13 protein-coding genes are annotated in these 19,266 nt (G+C 64.3%); 7 read left to right on the forward strand and 6 right to left on the reverse strand.

Features of this window, described 5'->3' with window-relative positions:
- Nucleotides 1-35: 35 nt before the first annotated feature.
- From KKY_RS01270 to hrpB, 6 genes are all read left to right on the forward strand, one after another.
- Nucleotides 36-1,547, forward strand: coding sequence for a helicase HerA domain-containing protein (locus KKY_RS01270; protein ID WP_014129460.1), 1,512 nt, complete (start codon nucleotides 36-38; stop codon nucleotides 1,545-1,547).
- 186 nt (nucleotides 1,548-1,733) lie between these two features.
- Nucleotides 1,734-2,648, forward strand: a complete 915-nt coding sequence (locus tag KKY_RS01275) for an ROK family protein (RefSeq protein ID WP_014129461.1) — start codon at nucleotides 1,734-1,736, stop codon at nucleotides 2,646-2,648.
- 105 nt (nucleotides 2,649-2,753) lie between these two features.
- Nucleotides 2,754-3,479, forward strand: a complete 726-nt coding sequence (locus tag KKY_RS01280) for a copper homeostasis protein CutC (RefSeq protein ID WP_014129462.1) — start codon at nucleotides 2,754-2,756, stop codon at nucleotides 3,477-3,479.
- A gap of 288 nt (nucleotides 3,480-3,767) precedes the next feature.
- Nucleotides 3,768-4,610 carry a PA3715 family protein gene (locus KKY_RS01285; protein WP_014129463.1) on the forward strand — a complete coding sequence of 281 codons (843 nt, stop codon included), beginning with the start codon at nucleotides 3,768-3,770 and terminating at the stop codon, nucleotides 4,608-4,610.
- A gap of 30 nt (nucleotides 4,611-4,640) precedes the next feature.
- Nucleotides 4,641-5,168, forward strand: a complete 528-nt coding sequence (locus KKY_RS01290) for a hypothetical protein (RefSeq protein WP_139305070.1) — start codon at nucleotides 4,641-4,643, stop codon at nucleotides 5,166-5,168.
- 10 nt (nucleotides 5,169-5,178) lie between these two features.
- Nucleotides 5,179-7,644 (forward strand): ATP-dependent helicase HrpB, encoded by a 2,466-nt coding sequence (gene hrpB, locus KKY_RS01295; RefSeq protein WP_244404042.1) that lies wholly within the window; start codon nucleotides 5,179-5,181, stop codon nucleotides 7,642-7,644.
- A 144-nt stretch (nucleotides 7,645-7,788) separates the two neighbouring features.
- Here the strand turns inward: hrpB and KKY_RS01300 are convergent, their stop codons facing one another.
- From KKY_RS01300 to KKY_RS01320, 5 genes are all read right to left on the reverse strand, one after another.
- Nucleotides 7,789-10,392, reverse strand: a complete 2,604-nt coding sequence (locus KKY_RS01300) for a bifunctional diguanylate cyclase/phosphodiesterase (RefSeq protein WP_041528972.1) — start codon at nucleotides 10,390-10,392, stop codon at nucleotides 7,789-7,791.
- Nucleotides 10,393-11,095: 703 nt separating this feature from the next.
- On the reverse strand, nucleotides 11,096-11,893 hold the full coding sequence (gene iolB / locus KKY_RS01305; RefSeq protein ID WP_014129468.1) for a 5-deoxy-glucuronate isomerase: 798 nt from the start codon (nucleotides 11,891-11,893) through the stop codon (nucleotides 11,096-11,098).
- A 253-nt stretch (nucleotides 11,894-12,146) separates the two neighbouring features.
- Complete coding sequence (iolE, locus tag KKY_RS01310; RefSeq protein ID WP_014129469.1) at nucleotides 12,147-13,040, reverse strand: myo-inosose-2 dehydratase; 894 nt, start codon at nucleotides 13,038-13,040, stop codon at nucleotides 12,147-12,149.
- A gap of 288 nt (nucleotides 13,041-13,328) precedes the next feature.
- On the reverse strand, nucleotides 13,329-15,173 hold the full coding sequence (gene iolD, locus KKY_RS01315; RefSeq protein ID WP_014129470.1) for a 3D-(3,5/4)-trihydroxycyclohexane-1,2-dione acylhydrolase (decyclizing): 1,845 nt from the start codon (nucleotides 15,171-15,173) through the stop codon (nucleotides 13,329-13,331).
- Nucleotides 15,174-15,386: 213 nt separating this feature from the next.
- The gene (locus KKY_RS01320) at nucleotides 15,387-17,300 is read right to left on the reverse strand and encodes a bifunctional 5-dehydro-2-deoxygluconokinase/5-dehydro-2-deoxyphosphogluconate aldolase (protein WP_014129471.1); all 1,914 of its coding nucleotides are present in this window, start codon (nucleotides 17,298-17,300) and stop codon (nucleotides 15,387-15,389) included.
- 245 nt (nucleotides 17,301-17,545) lie between these two features.
- Here KKY_RS01320 and iolG point away from each other — a divergent pair, with 245 nt between their 5' ends.
- On the forward strand, nucleotides 17,546-18,538 hold the full coding sequence (gene iolG, locus KKY_RS01325) for an inositol 2-dehydrogenase (RefSeq protein ID WP_041528507.1): 993 nt from the start codon (nucleotides 17,546-17,548) through the stop codon (nucleotides 18,536-18,538).
- Nucleotides 18,539-18,583: 45 nt separating this feature from the next.
- Here the strand turns inward: iolG and KKY_RS01330 are convergent, their stop codons facing one another.
- A complete protein-coding gene (locus tag KKY_RS01330; protein ID WP_014129473.1) occupies nucleotides 18,584-19,246 on the reverse strand; it encodes a DUF1236 domain-containing protein in 663 nt (220 codons plus the stop codon).
- Nucleotides 19,247-19,266 lie beyond the last annotated feature (20 nt).

A 19,266-nucleotide genomic window follows, 5' to 3' on the forward strand; every position in this document is an offset into this window, starting at 1 on the left:
AATCACCAACCCAATCCCGGAGCAGGCACAAGGCGATGACCGTCGAAATCGACATGGGCACGACAAAATCGGCGACGCCCGCAAAGCTCGATCTCGAGGAATTGCTGGCCACCCGCCTGCTCGTGCAGGGCAATTCGGGCTCGGGCAAATCCCACCTTCTGCGCCGCCTCCTCGAACAGAGCGCCCCCTGGGTGCAGCAATGCGTCATCGACCCCGAGGGCGATTTCGTGACCCTTGCCGATAAGTTCGGTCATGTGGTCGTCGAGGCCGATCGCTCCGAGCATGAACTGACCCGCATCGCCGGCCGCATCCGTCAGCACCGCGTCTCGGTCGTTCTTTCCCTCGAAGGGCTGGAAGCCGAAGCCCAGATGCGCGCGGCGGCTGCCTTCCTTGGCGGGCTTTTCGATGCCGACCGCGATTTCTGGTATCCCATGCTGGTCGTTGTCGACGAGGCCCAGCTCTTTGCGCCCTCTTCGGGCGGCGAAGTCTCCGACGAGGCGCGCAAGCTTTCCCTCGGCGCCATGACCAACCTCATGTGCCGTGGCCGTAAGCGCGGCCTTGCCGGCGTCATCGCCACCCAGCGCCTCGCCAAGCTGGCCAAGAACGTCGCCGCCGAAGCGTCGAACTTTTTGATGGGCCGCACCTTCCTCGATATCGACATGGCCCGGGCCGGCGATCTTTTGGGCATGGACCGGCGCGGCACCGAAATGTTCCGCGATCTCGAAAAGGGCAATTTCGTTGCGCTTGGTCCCGCGCTCGCGCGCCGCCCGCTGCCCATCCGGATCGGCGCCGTCCAAACCAGTGCCCGCTCCACATCGCCCAAGCTCATGCCGCTCCCCGAAACCGACGCCGACGCCGCCGACCTCATTTTCACCCCCGGCGCCGAGGAGGAAACCCGCCCTCTCCCGCGCCGCACCGTCCAGCCTGCGCCGCGCCCCACCGCCGATATTCTGGCCCAATTGAGCCAGCCCGTTCCCAAAGCCGAAGTCGAACCGGCCAGCCTGTTCCCGGAAATCGACGAGGCCGAGCGCGCCGCCCTGATCGATGCCGTGCTTGTCGAAATCCTCGAGGACCCTGATGCCAGCTTCCGCTCGGTCGCCGTGCTCTATCAGGATTTCCTGGTCCGTTGCCGCATTCGCCGCGTGCCGGGCACCCCGCCCGATCTCAATGATTTCAAGCGCCGCTTCGCCGTCGCCCGCGCCGGGGTCGATACCGCCGCCGCCGAATCCGATGTCTGGCAGACCGCCCTCGATCTGGCCCGCACACTGCCCGAAGACTTGCAGGGCGTATTCCTCATGGTCGCCCGCGCGGCGGTGGAAAAACTGCCCTGTCCGTCCGATGCCACCTTGGCCCGCGCCTATGGCTCGCACTCGGCTTCGCGCGCCCGACGGCTTCTGACCTTTTTCGAGGATCGCGGCCTGATCGTTCTGCGCGAGGATTTCTCTTCCCGCCGCATCGCCGCTTTCCCCGACCTCGCTTGCGAAACCGCCCCCGGCGACGCCAACGCCCCCGCCGAAACCCCCGACGGCAGGGCAGCGGCGGAGTAGGGGGCCCCGTCTCGTCCCCTTCCTTCGCTTCCCCGGCGAAAGCCGGGGCCCATGTGCGCTTCCGCTCTCTCTCGCCCCCAACTGTCATTCCTGCCTCGCCCATCCCAACCCGCCAAAATCGCCAAATCTCCGCTTTTGACGAAATCTCCCCTTGCCCACCCGACATCCCCCGCTAGGGTCGGGGGCATGATCCTTGCACTCGACATCGGCGGCAGCGCCATCAAGGCCGCTTTCGCGCGCGACGCCGGTTCCATCGTCCAGATGGGCCGCATCGAAACCCCGCGCAATGATTTTTCGGCCTTCGTGGAAACCCTGCGCGGCATCCTCGCCGCCGCCCCCGAGCGCCCCGATGCGGTCTCGATTTCCATCTGCGGTGTCGTCGATATCGAGACGGGTAAGATGATCTGCGCCAACGTGCCCTGCATCGATGGCCGCGTGCTCGATGCCGATCTCTCCGAGGCCCTCGAACTCCCCGTTTCCATCGCCAATGACGCCGATTGTTTCGCGCTGGCCGAAGCCGGGCTCGGCGCGGGGCAGGGGCATGATGTGGTGTTCGGCATTATTCTGGGCACCGGCGTTGGCGGTGGTCTCGTCGTCGAAGGCCGGCTTGCCAACCGCCGGGGCGGTTACGCCGGCGAGTGGGGCCACGCAACGATCCTTGCCACAATCGCCGGCGATCCGCCCCTCGCCATCCCCCATTTCCGCTGCGGCTGCGGCCGCATGGGCTGCGTCGATACGATAGGCGGCGCGCGCGGGCTGGAAAAGCTGCACATGCATTTGACCGGCCAGGCCCGCGACAGCCGCGAAATCGTCGTCGGCTGGGCCGGACGCGACGAGGCGGCAACCCGCACCATGGAGATCTATGTCGATCTGGTCGCCGCCCCGCTGGCCCTTGCCATCAACATCACCGGCGCGTCCATCGTTCCTGTCGGTGGCGGCATGGCCGGGGCGCCCGGCCTGATCCCGGCGCTCGACAGTGCCGTCCGTGCCCGCATCCTGCGCAAACTCGACCGTCCGCTTATCGTCCCCGCCCAATGCGCCACCGAACCGGGCCTCGTGGGCGCCGCGCTTCTGGGCCTCGACCGGTTCGCCTATGCCTGACCCTTTCTGCAAATGGCTGTGGTTGTTCTCATCGCACGCCACCAGCGCGCCCCTCGCCCCTCGCGAGAGAAGAGGGGATGGGGGTGAGGGGTGGTCTGCGCTGCCATGACTCCAAGCCCTACCCTCGAAATCTGCGTCGATGACGCCGCCGGCCTTGCCGCCGCCATCGCCGGTGGTGCAGACCGCATCGAGCTCTGCTCCGCCCTCGCCCTCGGCGGGCTCACGCCCACCCCGGGCCTGATGGCCCTCGCCGCCAAAGCGCCGATCCCGGTTTACGCCATGATCCGCCCGCGCCCCGGCGATTTCGTCTTTTCCCCTGACGATGTGGCGACCATGGAAACCGATATCGACACCGCCCGCTCAGCCGGGCTTGCCGGTGTCGTCCTCGGCGCCACCCGCCCCGATGGCAGCCTCGATATCGCAACTCTAGAAGGCCTCACCGCCCGCGCCGCCGGCCTCGGCCTCACCCTGCACCGCGCCTTCGATCTGGCGCCCGATTTCCCTGCCGCCATCGACACGGCCATAGCACTCGGGTTCGAGCGTATCCTCACCTCCGGCGGCGCCCCCCGGGCCATCGACGGACTCGATGCCTTGCGCGCCATGATCGCCCATGCCGCCGGCCGCATCGCCATCATGCCCGGCTCGGGCGTCGCAGCGGACAACGCCAGAAGCTTCCTCGCCCTCGGCGCCACCGAGCTTCACGCCTCGGCCGGCCGCGCACTGGAAATTCCCGCCGGCCGCGCCGCAGATCTGGGCTATGTCGCACCCGGCATGAAGCGCACAGACGCCGATCTGGTGGCCGCGCTCAAGCGGGCGATGACGGCTGCCTGAGCGGCGCCCACACCCTCGCTGCCCCGGGCTTGACCCGGGGCCCATGTGCGCGACCGCGCCCTCCCGTGGCTGGGCAGGCCCTGCCGGGCCCCGGATCACGTCCGGGAGAGCGATGGCGGGGTAATCCGCCCATCCTCCCCACCCCGGTCATCCCGGGCGAAGACCCGGAACCCAGCACCCCCGGAGCTGGCGGTTCGATCTCCAGCGCGGCGCATCCCGTGCTTGACTGTTGGCAATCGCACGGCGGCGCAATAGCGTGCGACGACAACCGCACGAGAACAGACCCCAATGAAAAAAGCGCCATTCCCTGTCGGCCCCGTGACGCTGTTCATCGTTGCGATGCTTGGTCTTACGTCGTCACCCGCCATCGCGCAGGAAGACCAGTGTGGCTCCGACGCCGCTTCCATCGTACAAACCGCCTATCCCGACGGCACCAAAATTTCCGACGAAACCTACTCGGTCGATGGCGGCACGATCACGCTGCCCGCCGACAGCATCGTCGATTATGCCTCTCATAAGATGGTCTGCCGCATCTGGCCGGCCAATCCGCAATACCGTCTCGTCGCCGTCCCCTTGATCTACGGGCGGACCGGCGATGCAACCGAGGGCGATCTCGACCTTCTCGTTCTCGATACCGAAACACACGCGGTCATCGCGCGCACCCGCCTGGCAGACAGGATGTCCGACGACGCCGTGCGGATTTATCGCGTGGCGTTCGATACAGCGTTCTACCGGCTGGCGCCGGGCCGCATCGCGTTCGGCCTGCGCATCGTCGAGGAGGGAAGTTCACGGGTGAACCCCTTTATGCTTACAACGCTCTGGCTCTTCGACATGGAGGGAGAAGACCTGCGCGCCATCCTCGACAATGTCGTTGTCGATCAACGTGGCGGAGAATGGGACGGCAATTGCGATGGCGAATTTTACGCAACCACCCGCACGCTCGCCATGGCGCCCCGGATCCACAACGGGCACGCCGACATCATCGTCTCCACCCACGCCGAAACCAGCGTTTCCCAACAGCGCGATGGCCAATGCACCGAAACCCTGACGGACAGCCCGGCCTCCACCGATCATCTGATTTTCGACGGCACGCAATACACCGTCCCCGAAGCTCTGACGCGCGGCTGGTAGCAGAGCCAGCAGAAAAAGTAGGAGACGCCGATGTTGTCGTGGCCATCGTTACCCACAGACAATCTGTATAAATTCCAAGCAATTGCTGGTCTGGTGTTGGTCGTTGTTAGCTCCATTTTTATGTATTTGCGAGTTTCAGAGGATGCGCTGGAAGTTGCTAGAATTTCGGCTGTGATCTCATCATACGAAACGCTGCTTGAAAGGGATGCCGAAGAAATTCGGGCCTTTCGTGAGCAGCTTGAGAGCCGAGAGGCAGAGAACGAACTTGATAGTGTTGACTTGGAAGGTTTGCAGTTGCGCCTTTCTCAATTTGAAGAGTTGGAACGACAACATCGAGAGTCCGCAGCCCGCATAAGCGAAGATTCTGCGCTAAGCAGGACCAGAGTGGATAACACTGCTATGGCCCATGGGCCGTTGTTCGCAATGACCATTGCCGGCCTCATATTTATGCTTCATGGGTTCTGGTTGTGGTACTCCCGCGTGCAGGTCCATCAGGATAAACTTCTGCGTCTGCAAGTCGAAAAAATTGCCTCTGATCTCAGCAAGCGCGATGAATAGCGATCGCTTCGTGAAGTTCCATTCTTTGGCCACCCTGCCAATTCTGCCCATCGACGCCGTCGTCCCCGCGCTCAAATCAGCGCTGGAGGACAAAACGCGCGCCGTCCTCGTCGCTCCGCCCGGCGCGGGCAAGACCACCCGCGTGCCCCTCGCTCTGCTCGATGCCGGTTGGCGCGCCGATGGCAAGATCGTCATGCTCGAGCCGCGCCGCCTCGCCGCCCGTGCCGCCGCCCGGCGCATGGCCCAGACGCTGGGCGAACAGGTCGGCGAGACCGTCGGCTACCGTGTCAGGCTCGATACGAAAATTTCGGCCAGGACCCGGATCGAAGTGGTCACCGAGGGCGTCTTCACCCGCATGGTGCTCGACGATCCTGAACTCACCGGCATCGCCGCCGTCCTGTTCGACGAATTTCACGAACGCAGCCTCGATGGCGATTTGGGCCTTGCCCTCACCCTCGATGCCACGGCCCTGCGCGAAGATCTGCGCATCCTCGTCATGTCGGCCACGCTCGACGGCGCGGCGGTGGCGACCCTGCTCGGCGATGCCCCAATCATCGAAAGCCAGGGCCGGGCCTTCCCCGTTGAAACCCGCCACATCGTCCCCGATGCCAATGCGCGCATCGAACAATCGGTTACCGCCGCAACCCGCCGCGCACTGGCCGAGGACACCGGTTCGATCCTCGTCTTTCTCCCCGGTCAGGCCGAAATCCGCCGCACCGCCGAAGCGCTTGGCCCAATCGTCGGACCCGATACCGACATCGCCCCGCTTTACGGCCAGCTCACCCCCGCCGAACAGGATCGCGCCATCCAGCCTGCCCCGACGGGCCGCCGCAAGATCGTCCTCGCCACCGCCATCGCCCAGACCTCGCTGACCATCGAAGGGGTTCGGATCGTGATCGATTCCGGCCTTGCCCGCCTGCCGGTTTACGAACCCGATACCGGCCTGACCCGCCTCGAAACCCGCCGCGTTTCCCGCGCCAGCGCCGATCAGCGCCGGGGGAGGGCAGGGCGCACCGAACCGGGCGTGTGCTATCGCCTGTGGCACGAAGGCCAGACTCAAAGCCTGCCCCCTTTCGATCCTCCCGAAATCCTCCAGGCAGATCTGACAAGCCTCGTCCTCGATCTCGCAAGCTGGGGCGTCACGGACCCCAAGACCCTTGCTTTCCTCGATCCCCCGCCTGCGCCCGCATGGTCCGAGGCCGTCGATCTTTTGCAAAACCTCGAAGCGCTCGACGCCGCCGGCCGCATCACGCCCCACGGCACGCTGCTCGCAAGACTGCCGCTCCATCCGCGCCTCGGCCACATGATCGCGCTGGCCGCCACCGAAGGCACCGCAATGGATGCCGCCCTGCTCGGCGTCCTGGCGGGTGAACCCGGCCTTGGCGGCACCGCCATCGATCTTGCCGACCGCTTCGAGCGCCTGCGCCGCGACAAGTCCAGGCGCGCTGCTGAAGCCAAAACCCTCGCCACCCGCTGGGCAAAAGCCGCCGGCGGGGCAGGGCAGCTTTCCGGCGCCGATCTCGCCCGCCACCTCGCCCGCGCCTATCCAGATCGCGTCGCGCAGCAGACGGGCCCCGGCCGCTTCCGCCTCGCCAATGGCCGTCAGGCCCGCATCGATGAAACCGAGCGCCTGGCGCGCGAAAAATTCCTCGTCATAACCGACATGACCGGCGCCGCCGCCAGCGCCCATATCCGCGCTGCCATCGCCATCGGTCGCGATGACATCGAGGAGATTTTTTCAAGCCACATCGAAACCGTAACCGATCTGGCGTTCGATCCCGCAGCCCGCGCCGTCCGTGCCCGCCGCCAGCGCCGCATCGGCGCCCTGCGCCTTGAAGACGGACCCGCCGCCATTAACGATCCCAAAGCCGCCGCGCCCATGCTGGCCAAAGGCATCGCGCAGGTCGGCATCGACAAACTTCCCTGGACCCGCGACCAGCGCACCCTGCGCGAACGCGCCGGTTTCCTCCATCGCACCATGGGCGCCGACTGGCCCGACCTCTCGGACGCGGCGCTGGCTGAAAACGATGCCGCCTGGCTCGTGCCGCACATCTCAGGTCTTACGCGCCTCGACGCCATCACCGCAGATCACCTCTCTGCCGCCCTGTTCGACCTTTTGCCCTGGGACAGGCGCGCGCAGATGGAAACGCTGCTGCCCTCCCATTTCGCCGTGCCTTCGGGCAGCAATATCCCCATCGATTATGCCGCTGAAAACGGCCCGGTCCTCGCCGTCCGCGTGCAGGAACTGTTCGGGCTCGACACCCACCCTGCCATCGCCAATGGCAAGGTGCCCCTCCTGCTCTCGCTCCTCTCCCCGGCCCATCGCCCCATCCAGACCACGCGCGATCTCCCCGGCTTCTGGCGCGGCTCGTGGTCCGATGTCGCAAAGGATCTGAAAGGCCGCTACCCCCGCCACTACTGGCCCGACAACCCCCTCGCCGCCCAGGCCACAAACAGGGCAAAGCCGAGAAGCTAGGGGTTAGGGTGCGGGGGCTCTTGCCGCCATCCCTCCCTCGCTGCCCCGGGCTTGACCCGGGGTCCATGAGCGCCGCCGCACCCACCAGTGGGCCGGGAAGGCTGCTGGGTCCCGGATCGAGTCCGGGACAGCGATGATGGGGGGCTAGCTCGCGTTGCGCCAGCTCTGGCTGGCCACGAACTGGGCTATCGCATCCCCGTCCATGGGGCGGGCGATGGCGTAGCCCTGCAGGGCCGCGCAGCCCATATCGGCGAGAATTTTCGCGTGTTCGAAGCTCTCCACGCCCTCGGCAATCGCTTCGATGCCCAGCGACGCCCCAATCTCGATGATCGAGCCGACCAGACGGCGCTGGCCGGGTGAACTGGTGATCGGCATCACCAATTGCCGGTCGATCTTGAGTCGCGTCGGCCGCAACTGCAACAGCGATACGATAGAGGCGTAGCCGGTGCCGAAATCGTCGATTTCGATATCGATCCCCAGGTCCCTGATCTGGTCGATATTGAATGAAACAAGCGAGTCGCGCTCATCGAGATAGATGGATTCGATCAACTCGAACGAAACCGTCCCTTCTTCGATATCGAGCGCCTTGAGCGTGCCGATCAGTCCTTCGTCGTTCAGCCGCCGCGCCGAAACGTTGACCGAAACGCGCGGCACGTCGAGCCCCGCCGCCCTCCATTTTTTGTGCTGGGCCAGCGCCTGCTCGAGGATCAGCTTGTCGATTGCCGCAACCACGTTGAGGTCCTCGGCAATCGCCATGAACGCGTCCGGCGCCAGCAATCCCCTGATCGGATGGTTCCAGCGGGCCAGCGCCTCCATGCCCACGATATCGAGCGTCTTTGCGTCCACCTGCGGCTGGTAGAAGGCGATGAACTCGTCGTTTTCCAGCCCCGCCAGGATGTCGTCGGCCACGCGCTTGGCGGTGATGATTTCGGCCTGCAATTCCTCGGAAAAGAACTCGGCCCGGTTCCGGCCGCGCTCCTTGGCGCGATAAAGCGCGATATCGGCATTGACCAGAACCTGCTTGGCCGGCGTGTTGGAGATATCGCCCCCCGCGATCCCGATCGAAACCCCGAACCGGCATTCATGGCCCTGATAGGACACGGGCTTGCGCATGGCCGCGATGATCCGTTCGGCCATGGCGCGCAATTCGGCGTCCGACTTTTCCCCGATGCACAGGATGACGAATTCGTCGCCCCCGATCCGCGCCACGAAATCGGAGGGTCTCACAGAGCCCTTGAGCACTTCGGACGCATGAATCAGCATCGCGTCACCCGCCGCGTGGCCCAGCGTATCGTTGATCTGCTTGAACCGGTCCAGATCGATATGCTGGATCGAGACATAGCCGCCATTGTGCGCGCTGCGCTTGGTGTGCATGTCGAGGATTTCATCGAGATAGCGCCGGTTGGGCAGTCCGGTCAGCGGGTCGTGCATGGCGTTGTGCTCGATGCGCGCCTTGGCGGTTTCCAGCTCGAAATTTTTCGCTTCCGCCTGTGTCTTGGCGCGCAGCAGCGCCTCGGACAGTTTGGCGTCCGGCGTCGCGTCCCAGTTGACCCCCACGATCCTCGGCGCGGTTCCCTGATCCTGATAGACCGAGCCGATGGCCCGGATATAGCGCGTTTCGCCTTCTGGGGTGACGATGCGGTAGTTGGAAAGATACTGGCTGCCCGAGCGCACGGATTCATTGAATTCGCGTTCGGCGCGTTCAAGATCGTCCGGATGCAGCCTGTCGCGCCAATGGGTGTAGTCGCGCTGGCCCCCGTCGCGCGGATGCCCGTAAAGCTCGTTCATCCGGTCGTCCCAGGCGAGATTGCCGGTGTTGATGTTCATTTCCCACACCCCGAGCTGGGAGGTGGAAAGCGCCAGCTCCAGCCGGCGCGACAGCCGCGACAATTCGCTTTCGCGCCGCCGCTGCTCGATCATCCGCCGCCGCCGCTCCTCATTGAGCCGGCCCAGCAGCACGATGGGCACGAGGATCAGCGCTGCGGCCAGCCCCATCCCCACCCGAAGCGCTGTGGTGTTGGGCGGGCTGGCGCCCCAGCCCCCGGCCGGTATGGCGGAGATGATCCAGTTCCCCGATGGCAGCAGAACCTCTGCCCGCACCGGGTTGGCGTCGAGCACCGCCGCGTCGCCGTAAAACACCGCGTCATTGTCCGCCTGCCCGTCGCGGCCCGAAATGGCGATCGAGATATCGCCCTCCATGGCGTCGAGGCCGCTCTCGGCATAGAGCCTGTCGGCATCGATTACCGCCGATACGATGCCCCAGAACCGCTCCTGGCCGGCGTCGTTGCGATAATAGACAGGGTAACGCCCGATGAAACCGCGCCCGCCCTGCACAAGATGCACCGGTCCGGCCAGAACGATGTCCCGCGTGTCCCGCGCCTGCATCGCCGCGTCGCGCTGTTCTGTATTGTTCCTGTAGTCGAGCCCCAGCGCCGCTTCGTTGCCCGCCAGCGGATAGACCATGCGCACCACGAAATCGGGTGCCGCCGCGATATTGATGATCTGGCTGGACTGGTTGAACAGATAGGCGGCAAGCTGGGAAAACCGCGTCTGGCCCATATAGGGTTCGGTTGCGATGACGCCGACCAGACCGTGGATCAGTTGCAAATTGGAATTGACGTTGCCCTCGAGCTGGGCCCGCACCAGTCCGAGCTTGTCGAGCACGGCGGTGCGCTGGGATTGCGCGTAGATTTCCCGGTTCTGGTAGTCGGCAAACCCGATCGCAACCGCGATCACCACCACGGCCATCAAGGCGGGTATGTTGCTGGCGCGAACCAGCACTCGCCCCAATTGCCTGACCCTGCTTCGAATGGCGCTTGCCACACTGCCCCCTGCACCGAATTCTTCGACACGGTAAACTGTTAGGGCCAAGGGCTTAACACGCCCTTTAAACGCCGGCGGTCAGCGGCATCGTTTCCGCCAAAATCCTGATAGCTGAAGTGCTTTGAGGTCGGCAGAACACTGGAGCCGTTCAGGATTTGATAGAATCAAATCCCCGGCTCTAAACCTTTGTTTTGTCGCGTGTCCGAACCGCAAAACCGTTTCCACTTCTGCTGGACACGCTCTGACAGGCTCGATCGTCTCTCCTGCTGTCATCCCGGCCTTGAGCCGGGATCCAGTAACCGCCAGCGCTCGCGGTTCCGTTTCGGACGCTGAGCGTACCACCCAGCTTCAAGGCTGGGAGACAAGTCGTTGCCTCAGCCTCCGAGCAGTCATTCATGCTCGGGCTGGTTGTAGAACTTCCGGACCCGGCCCCGCAGCGAGCAGCAAAGTGCCTTGCACTTTGCGTGGCCGGAGCTGCGCCGGAAAAAGCCGCGCCGTGCCTCAGCCCCCGAGCAGCCATTTGTGCTCGGGCTGGTTGTAGAACTTCCGGACCCGGCCCTGCAGCGAGCAGCAAAGTGCCTTGCACTTTGCGTGGCCGGAGCTGCGCCGGAAAAAGCCGCGCCGCGCCTCAGCCTCCGAGCAGCCATTCATGCTCGGGCTGATTGTGGAAACGCCAGACCCGGCGCGGCCCCGCCATCACGTTGAGATAATAGAGATCGTATCCATGGATGGCGGCGCAGGGGTGATACCCCTTGGGCACCAGCGTGGTCACCCCGTCTTCGATCAGCAGCGTTTCATCGAGGGTGCGGTCCTCAGTATAGACCCGTTGGAAGGCAAATCCCTGATGCGGGTTGAGCCGATGATAATAGGTCTCCTCGAGATAGGATTCGTCCGGCAGCGCGTCGCGGTCGTGCTTGTGCGGTGGATAGGACGATGTGTGCCCACCCGGCGTTATCACCTCGACAACCAAAAGGCTGTCCGCCACCCCATCGGTTTCCGGCAGGATATTGGTGACATAACGCGTATTGGTGCCCTTGCCGCGCACCTCCTGGCTCATCGCCTCTGGCGCGATCACCCGCACCGCGCGCCCGGTCAGGGCAGGGGCCGAACAGACCGCCAGTTCCAGGTCCGTCTCCGCCATCACCGACCAGTTGCAATTGCCCGGCACATAGACGGCGGCGGGCTTGCCATCGAATGGGCTTTCCCGCCCGCCGAGCGGGCCCAGATTTTGTCCTCCTGCCGTTACGGTTCCGGTGCCGGAAACAAAGACAAGGCAAACCTCCCGATCCCCGGTCACAGCCGAAACCCCCTGTGCGGCGGACAGCCTGTGCAGGGCAAACCCCACATAGCGCCACCCCGCGCTTTCCGGCGTTATGTCGATCACCTTGCCGGTCTCTCCCGACGGTTTGACGAGCAGTTCAGACATCAATTTGCTTCCTTGTTTTCCGGTCCCAGCCAGCCCCGGCCCCAATCCCCATCTCCGTCATCCCGGACGTGATCCGGGATCCAGCAATCGGCAGAGCTTGCGGCTCGGGCCACCATTTCTCCCCCTCCTCGCCGCACGGGGCTTGTCCCCGTACTCCATTGGCCCGGCAACCCCCGCGCTCGATCCGATCCTCTGCCCTCTCCCTCTCCCTTGGGGAGAGGGCAGGGGTGAGGGGGCCTTTCAGAGCCTGCGATTAAGCGTCCACTTCAAATCCGGCCCGCTCCAGCACCCCGCGCAAATGCCCATATCCCATCTTGGCGTAAGTCAGCGGATGGGCCTTTTCGGGGTCCTGTTCGGCCTCGACGACCACCCAGCCCGCATAGCCCTTGAGCGCGGCAAACACCGCGTCAAAATCGATAAGCCCGTCGCCGGGCACCGTATAGACGCCGGCCAGCACCGATTTGAGAAAGCTCCAGTCCGCCGAATTGGATTTGAGCATCATATCGGCCCGCAAATCCTTTGTGTGCACATGCGCGATGCGGGAGAGATGATTGCGCGCCACCCGCGCCGGATCGCCCCCGCCCCATGTCACATGCCCGGTGTCGAGCAACAGATGCACCGCATCGCCACTCGAGGCCATCAACCTGTCGATCTCGGCCTCGGTCTGAACGATCGTTCCCATGTGGTGGTGATAGACCAGATCGAGCCCGTAAGCCTGCTTGAGCTTGAGCGCAAACGCCGTCAGCCGCATCCCGAACCGGGGCCAGACCTCGTGCGGCAACACCGGGCGCTGCGACAGTGGCGTCTCCATCTGCCCATGGATGGCATTCGATGTCTCGCACACGATCATCACCTTGCACCCCATTTCGGCCAGGAGTGTCGCATGGGCCGCCGCCGCCTCGATTTCCGCATTCTCGTCGCGAACCAAAAGCTCGGTCGAATACCACCCCGAAACCAGAGAATGCCCATGCGCATCGAGCACGGGCCGCAGCGCTTCGGCACCGCGCGGAAACTTGTTGCCCAGTTCCATCCCGACAAACCCGGCCTCTTTGGCCTCCGCCAGACACACCTCCAGCGGCGTCTCCCCGCCAATCTCGATCATGTCGTCATTGGACCACCCGATAGGGTTCGCACCGATCCGGATCATTTTTGCTCCTGCATCTCGCTCTGCTCGGTCCCAGCCTCCGAGTAACCCCCTCTCCCCTCGCGAGGGGAGAGGGCTGGGGTGAGGGGTGCTCAGCGTTCACCGAGCCCAGCACCCTCGTGTTTCACTTGCAACCGCTTCGAAAAGCGCCATCTCCACTTCTCCCTTTGGGGAGACTTTGAGCAGTCTCGCCAATCGTGCCACTGGCACGATTGGAGGCGCGAAGGCCATGAGAGCTACGCTCGAATGGCAATGGCGCGATTGCGCCGGGCGAGGGGGCTTTTCTCCACTTCACCCGATCCGCTGCCCCTTGATCCGCTCCGCATACTCCGCCCGCTTCGCGCGCACATCCGCCCGCTCGCTGACTTCCGGCACCGCAACGTCCCACCAATGCCCACCGGCTTCCGTTGTCACCAGCGGGTCGGTATCGATCACCACCACATTGACCCCACCGCGCGCCCGCGCTTGGGCGAGCGCCGCTTCCAGCTCGGCAATCCCGGCAACTTTTTGTGCATGCGCGCCCATGGCTCTTGCATGCCCCGCAAAGTCGATATCGGGCATTGCCTCCCGGCGCACGTCCTCGAACAGATTGTTGAAATTCTCGCCTCCGGTCGCCATCTGCAGCCGGTTGATGCAGCCGAACCCGCGATTGTCGAGCAGCACCACCGTCAGCCGCAGCCCCATCATCACGGCTGTCGAAAGCTCGGAATTTCCCATCATGTAACTGCCATCGCCCACCATGACGACCACCTCATCCGCCGGTCGCGCCAGCTTGACCCCCACCCCTCCGGCGATCTCGTAGCCCATTGTCGAAAACCCGTATTCGAGGTGATAGCGCCCCGGGCTTTCCGCCTTCCACAGCTTATGCAACTCCCCGGGCAAACCGCCCGCAGCGCAAACGACAATCGCCTCGCCCATCGTTCTTTGGGTCGCCCCGATCACCTGCGCATCCGAGGGCAGGGGGGCATTGGTTGCCGCCGTCGCGGCATCGGCTTCGCCCAGCCATTCAAGCTTGCGCTCGTCCGCCTCACCCCGCCAGCCTTCCGGCGCCCGCCAGTCGCCCAGCCCCTCGCTGAGCGCCGCGAGCCCCACGCGCGCGTCGGCCAGAAGCGGCATCGCCCCATGCTTGCCCGCATCGACGGCGGCCACATTGAGCGCCACAAATTTGGCATCGGGGTTCTTGAACAGCGCCCATGATCCGGTGGTGAAATCGGCCAGCCGCGTCCCCACGGCCAAAACCACATCGGCCTGTTCCGCCAGCCCGTTGGCCGCGCTCGTCCCCGTCACGCCAACCGATCCCATGTTGAGTTTGTGCGAATGGGGCAGGGCCGATTTGCCCGCCTGGGTCTCCATCACCGGAATATCGTGCGCCTCGGCAAACCGCGCCAGAACGTCGCCGGCCCCCGAATAGAGCACCCCGCCCCCGGCGATCAGTACCGGCTTTTGCGCGCCTTCGATGGCCGCAACCGCCCGCGCCAACTCGTTGGCATCGGGCCGCACCCGGCGTTGGACATGCACGGTTTCGGCAAAAAATGAGACCGGATAATCAAAGGCCTCCGCTTGCGTATCCTGACACAGCGCCAGCGTCACCGGCCCGCACTCGGCCGGATCGGTCAGAACCTGCAGGGCCCGCCGCAGCGCCGGCATGATCTGCTCGGGCCGCGTAATGCGGTCGAAATAGCGCGACACGGGTCTGAAACAATCATTGGCCGAAACCGTCCCGTCGGCAAAATCCTCGACCTGCTGCAGCACCGGGTCGGGCCGGCGACTGGCAAACACGTCGCCGGGCAGAAACAGGACCGGCAACCGGTTCACATGCGCCAGCGCGGCGGCGGTTATCATATTGGTCGCCCCCGGCCCGATCGAGCTTGTGCACGCCATCATCCGCCGCCGGAAACTGGCCTTGGCAAACGCGATCGCCGCATGGGCCATGCCCTGCTCGTTATGGGCGCGATAGGTCGGCAAGCTCTCGCGCACGCCATAGAGCGCCTCGCCCATGCCCGCGACATTGCCATGCCCGAAAATAGCCCACACCCCGCCAAACAGCGGCACCCGCTCGCCCTCGATCTCGGTCATCTGCGCCGCCAGAAACCGCGCGACGGCCTGCGCCATGGTCAGCCTGATGGTGTCGGTCATTGGATGGTCCCTATTTCTTCCCGGTCGTGTCGCCGCCCCTCACCGGCCCGCCGGCCACCCTCTCCCCAAAGGGGCGAGGGTTCATCTGGCCCTGAAAGCCCCGGCCGACTCCCTCTCCCCTCGGGGGAGAGGGCTGGGGTGAGGGGCGCTGAGGCAGTAGTGGGTGCGACCCCGCCGATAGCCTCACTCCTTCGACTAAAATCGTGAGCGCCCTTACACACCCCGCGCCTCCCACGCATCCACCAGCGCCCCGAACCGCGCCGCCATATCGGCAACCGCCGCGCTGTCGTCCATTTCCCCAGCCAACCATTTTTCCGCGGCACTGGCAAAGATCGTCCGCCCCACGGCAAACCCTTTGACACTTGCCGATCCCGCCGTCGCCCTGAACGCGGCCTCCAGTTCTTCGGCCGGCGCATCCAGCCCCAAAAGCACCACCCCGCGGCACCAGGGATCGTTGGCGGCAATCGTTTTGTCGATCAGCGCCCAGGCGCCCGCATCGGCCTGCGGTTCGAGTTTCCACCAGTCGGGCTTGATCCCCGCCGAATAGAGCTCGGTCAGAACCCGCGGCACGGTATCGGCCGCGACCGCCCCGTTCCTGCCCGTTATGATTTCGATAAGCACCTCGCGCCCCACGCGACGCGCCGCGTCATAGAGCGTACCGAGCTTTTCGATCTGGTCGAGCCGCATATCGTCGGGGTCGTCGGGATGGAAAAACGCCAGGCATTTGATGGTATGATCGACCGGCCATTCGACAAGCCGGCTCCCCATGTCCTGGGAAAACTCGAATTTGAGCGGCCGCGATCCGGGCAGCTCCACCGGCCGCCCGATCCAGAAGCCGGGCAGTTTCGCCGCCGCGAACAGCGCCGCGCGCCCGTATTTTTCATCGAGCAGCATCCCGAACCCGTCGCGCCCATCGGCGATTTTGGCCGCCGCCTCGACGGCCAAGAGCTTGAACGCGCCAATCCTGTCCCGGTCCGCGCCGGCCTTTTCCGCCATGTCCTCGAACTGGCTGCGATGGTCGATGGCCAGCGCCTTAAGGCTCGGATACTCCCGCCGCCGCCCGGTCGTTGCCCAGTGAATGTGGTTGAGCGCGGCGTCCCGGCGCAGCGCGGTGTGCGCGCTGCCATGCTCGAGGAAATGGCTCAATTCCGCAAAACTCGGAATTTCCGGCGAGCACAACAGCCGCGATACGGCAAACGCCCCGCAGGCATTGGCCCATGTCGCGCAGGTCTCCAGCGCCTCGCCGGTAAGCCATCCGCGCAAAAACCCGCTCAAAAAGGCGTCGCCGGCCCCCAGCGTGTTATAGACCTCTATGGGGAACCCCTTTCCCACGATCCCGTCCTCGATATTTTCGGGGATCGCCCCGTCATAGACGATGCAGCCCATCGGGCCGCGCTTCAGGACGATCACGGCGGAGGAAACCTGTCTGATCGCCCTGAGCGCGGCATCCAGATCGGTCTCGCCTGAGCCGATCAGGATCTCTTCCTCTGTGCCCACGATAAGGTCGCAATGGGGGAGCACCGATTTCAGCCGTTCGGAAACCGTATGGGATCGGATATAGCGCTCTTCGCCCGCGCCATGCCCGGCCAGCCCCCACAGATTGGGCCGGAAATCGATGTCGAAGATCACCTTGGCGCCATAGCCCTTGGCGAATGTCATGGCGATCTTTTGCGCCGCCGAGGTATGGGGCCGCGAAAAATGTGTCCCCGTCACCAGCACCGATCGGGTCCGCGCTATGAAGTCCTCGGAAATATCGCCCTCGGTCAGCGCCATGTCGGCGCAATCCTCGCGGTAAAAGATCAGCGGAAAGCGCTTGTCGTCCTCGACGCCCAAAATCGCCAGCGCCGTCAGCCGCTCCGTGTCGGTGATGATCCCTTCGGTCGAAGCGCCCTCGCGCGCCATCTGTTCGGCGATGAACCGCCCGAAGGCTTCATCGCCCACCCGCCCCAGCCATGCCGATTTCAGCCCCAGCCGCGCCGCGCCGATGGCGATGTTGGCCGGGCACCCGCCCACCGATTTGGCAAAGCTCGCAACGTCCTCGAGCCGGGCGCCGATCTGCTGGCCGTAAAGGTCGACCGAAGCGCGCCCGATGGTGATGACGTCGAGCGTCTTCTCCCGCTCTTCCATGGCGCTGGCCTCCCGTAATCCGGACGATTAGTCGTCGCCTTTCCAGATGGCATCAATTGAAACATCAATTCCGAAAATCTGTCAATTCGGAATATATGTTCCATTTTGGCGATTGCATTCCACCGGAAGGTGAAGCAAAAAGGCAATTGTGCCAATGTTGCGCAATAACGCGGTCAACATCGCTCAAGTCCATAGCTTTTACAGCCAATGTTGCGCGTGTTGGCTGCGCATTTCGGGAGGATTTCATGCTGCGTTTCGGAATTCTGGGGGCCGGCCGCATCGGCAATGTCCACGCCCGCGCCATCGCGTCCTCGGGCCGCGCCCGGGTCGGATATATCGCTGACGCCATGCCCGATGCCGCTCAAAAACTGGCCGCAGTCGTTGGCGCAAAGACCGGCTCGGTCGAGGAGATTATCGCTGCTTCGGACGTCGATGCCATCCTTATCGCCACGCCCACTGATACCCATGCGGACCTCATCGAACAGGCCGCCCGCGCCGGCAAGGCCATCCTTTGCGAAAAGCCGGTTTCCCTCTCGGTCGAGCGGATAAGGGCCTGTCTGCAAGTCGTTGAAAAAGCGGGCGTTCCCTTGATGATCGGCTTTCACCGGCGCTACGATCCCAACTTCGCTGCCCTCGAAAAACGCCTGCGTTCCGGCGAAATCGGCGAACCCGAAATCATCACCATCACCTGCCGCGATCCTTCAGCGCCTCCCGTCTCCTATATCGAGCGCTCGGGCGGTCTCTACCGCGACATGATGATCCACGATTTCGACATGGCCCGTTTTCTGCTGGGTGACGAGGAGCCCGTCACCGTCCATGCCCTTGGTGGCGTTCTCACCGATCCGGAAATCGGTAAGGCCGGCGATATCGACACCGCCAGCGTCCAGATGCAGACCGCTTCGGGCAGGATCGTCGTCATCACCAATTCCCGCCGTGCCACCTATGGCCACGATCAGCGCATCGAAGTCCATGGTTCAAAAGGGCTTTTGCGCGCCGCCAATATCCACGACACCACCGTCGAGATGGCCAATCAGGTCGGCTGGACGCAGGACAAGATCCCGTTTTCCTTCGTCGAACGCTATCAGGCTGCCTACACCGCCGAAATCGAAAAATTCCTCGATTTTCTCGAAAAAGGCGAAGCCCCGCGCGCCTCGGGCCATGACGGGCTGATGGCCCAGAAACTGGCCGAAGCGGCCAGCGAAAGCCTCAAGACCGGGCAGGTGGTTGCGGTCAAATAAAAAGGGCGGCCCGTCGGGCCGCCCCACTGTCTTGGTCTTCAGCGATCAGCGGAAGATATGGACGATTTCCCGGTTGGCCGGGTCGACCAGAACCGGCTGGCCGTTGATATAGACATATTCATAGTCGTAATCGGGGATTGGCTGAACCGTCACGGTGTCGGGCACCTGGGCGCCGACCACCACTTCGCCTTCAAGATAGACCGGCTCCATGGGGTTGGAGGTCACATAGGTGCGGGCGCTTTCCGGGGGATCGACGACCACACCGGTCGTTGCGCCGAGCCCCGCGCCGATCGCGGCGCCGACAGGTCCGCCGATCAGGGCGCCGGCAATCGCGCCGCCGGCCGCGCCGGTCACTGTCGAATTGGCGGTTGTGGAGGGTTCGGCAACGCCGACAAGTTCGGGCGGGCGTTCGGTCAGAACGATCACTTCACCCTGGGCCTCGGCCTCGACCGTCAGATAGTCGGAATAGGCATAACCCATGGTGCCGCCATAATCGATTTCGCACCACATCGAATCCGCGACGCAACCGGTCACCGTTGCGCTGTCGCCCGAAGCGATGACGCCCACGGTCTCGAACTGCGGGCCCGGGCCCGAGCGGATGTTAAGGTCGGTGGTGGCCGTGGCGGTGGCTGTCTGGGCCAGCGCCGTACCGGTCATCAGAAGTCCGGCGGTTGTCGCCAGTATGGTTTTTGCAAGAGCGGTTTTCATTGTTCTACTCCGTTGATAGG

This window comes from Pelagibacterium halotolerans B2 (assembly GCF_000230555.1).
Taxonomy (GTDB): Bacteria; Pseudomonadota; Alphaproteobacteria; order Rhizobiales; family Devosiaceae; genus Pelagibacterium; species Pelagibacterium halotolerans.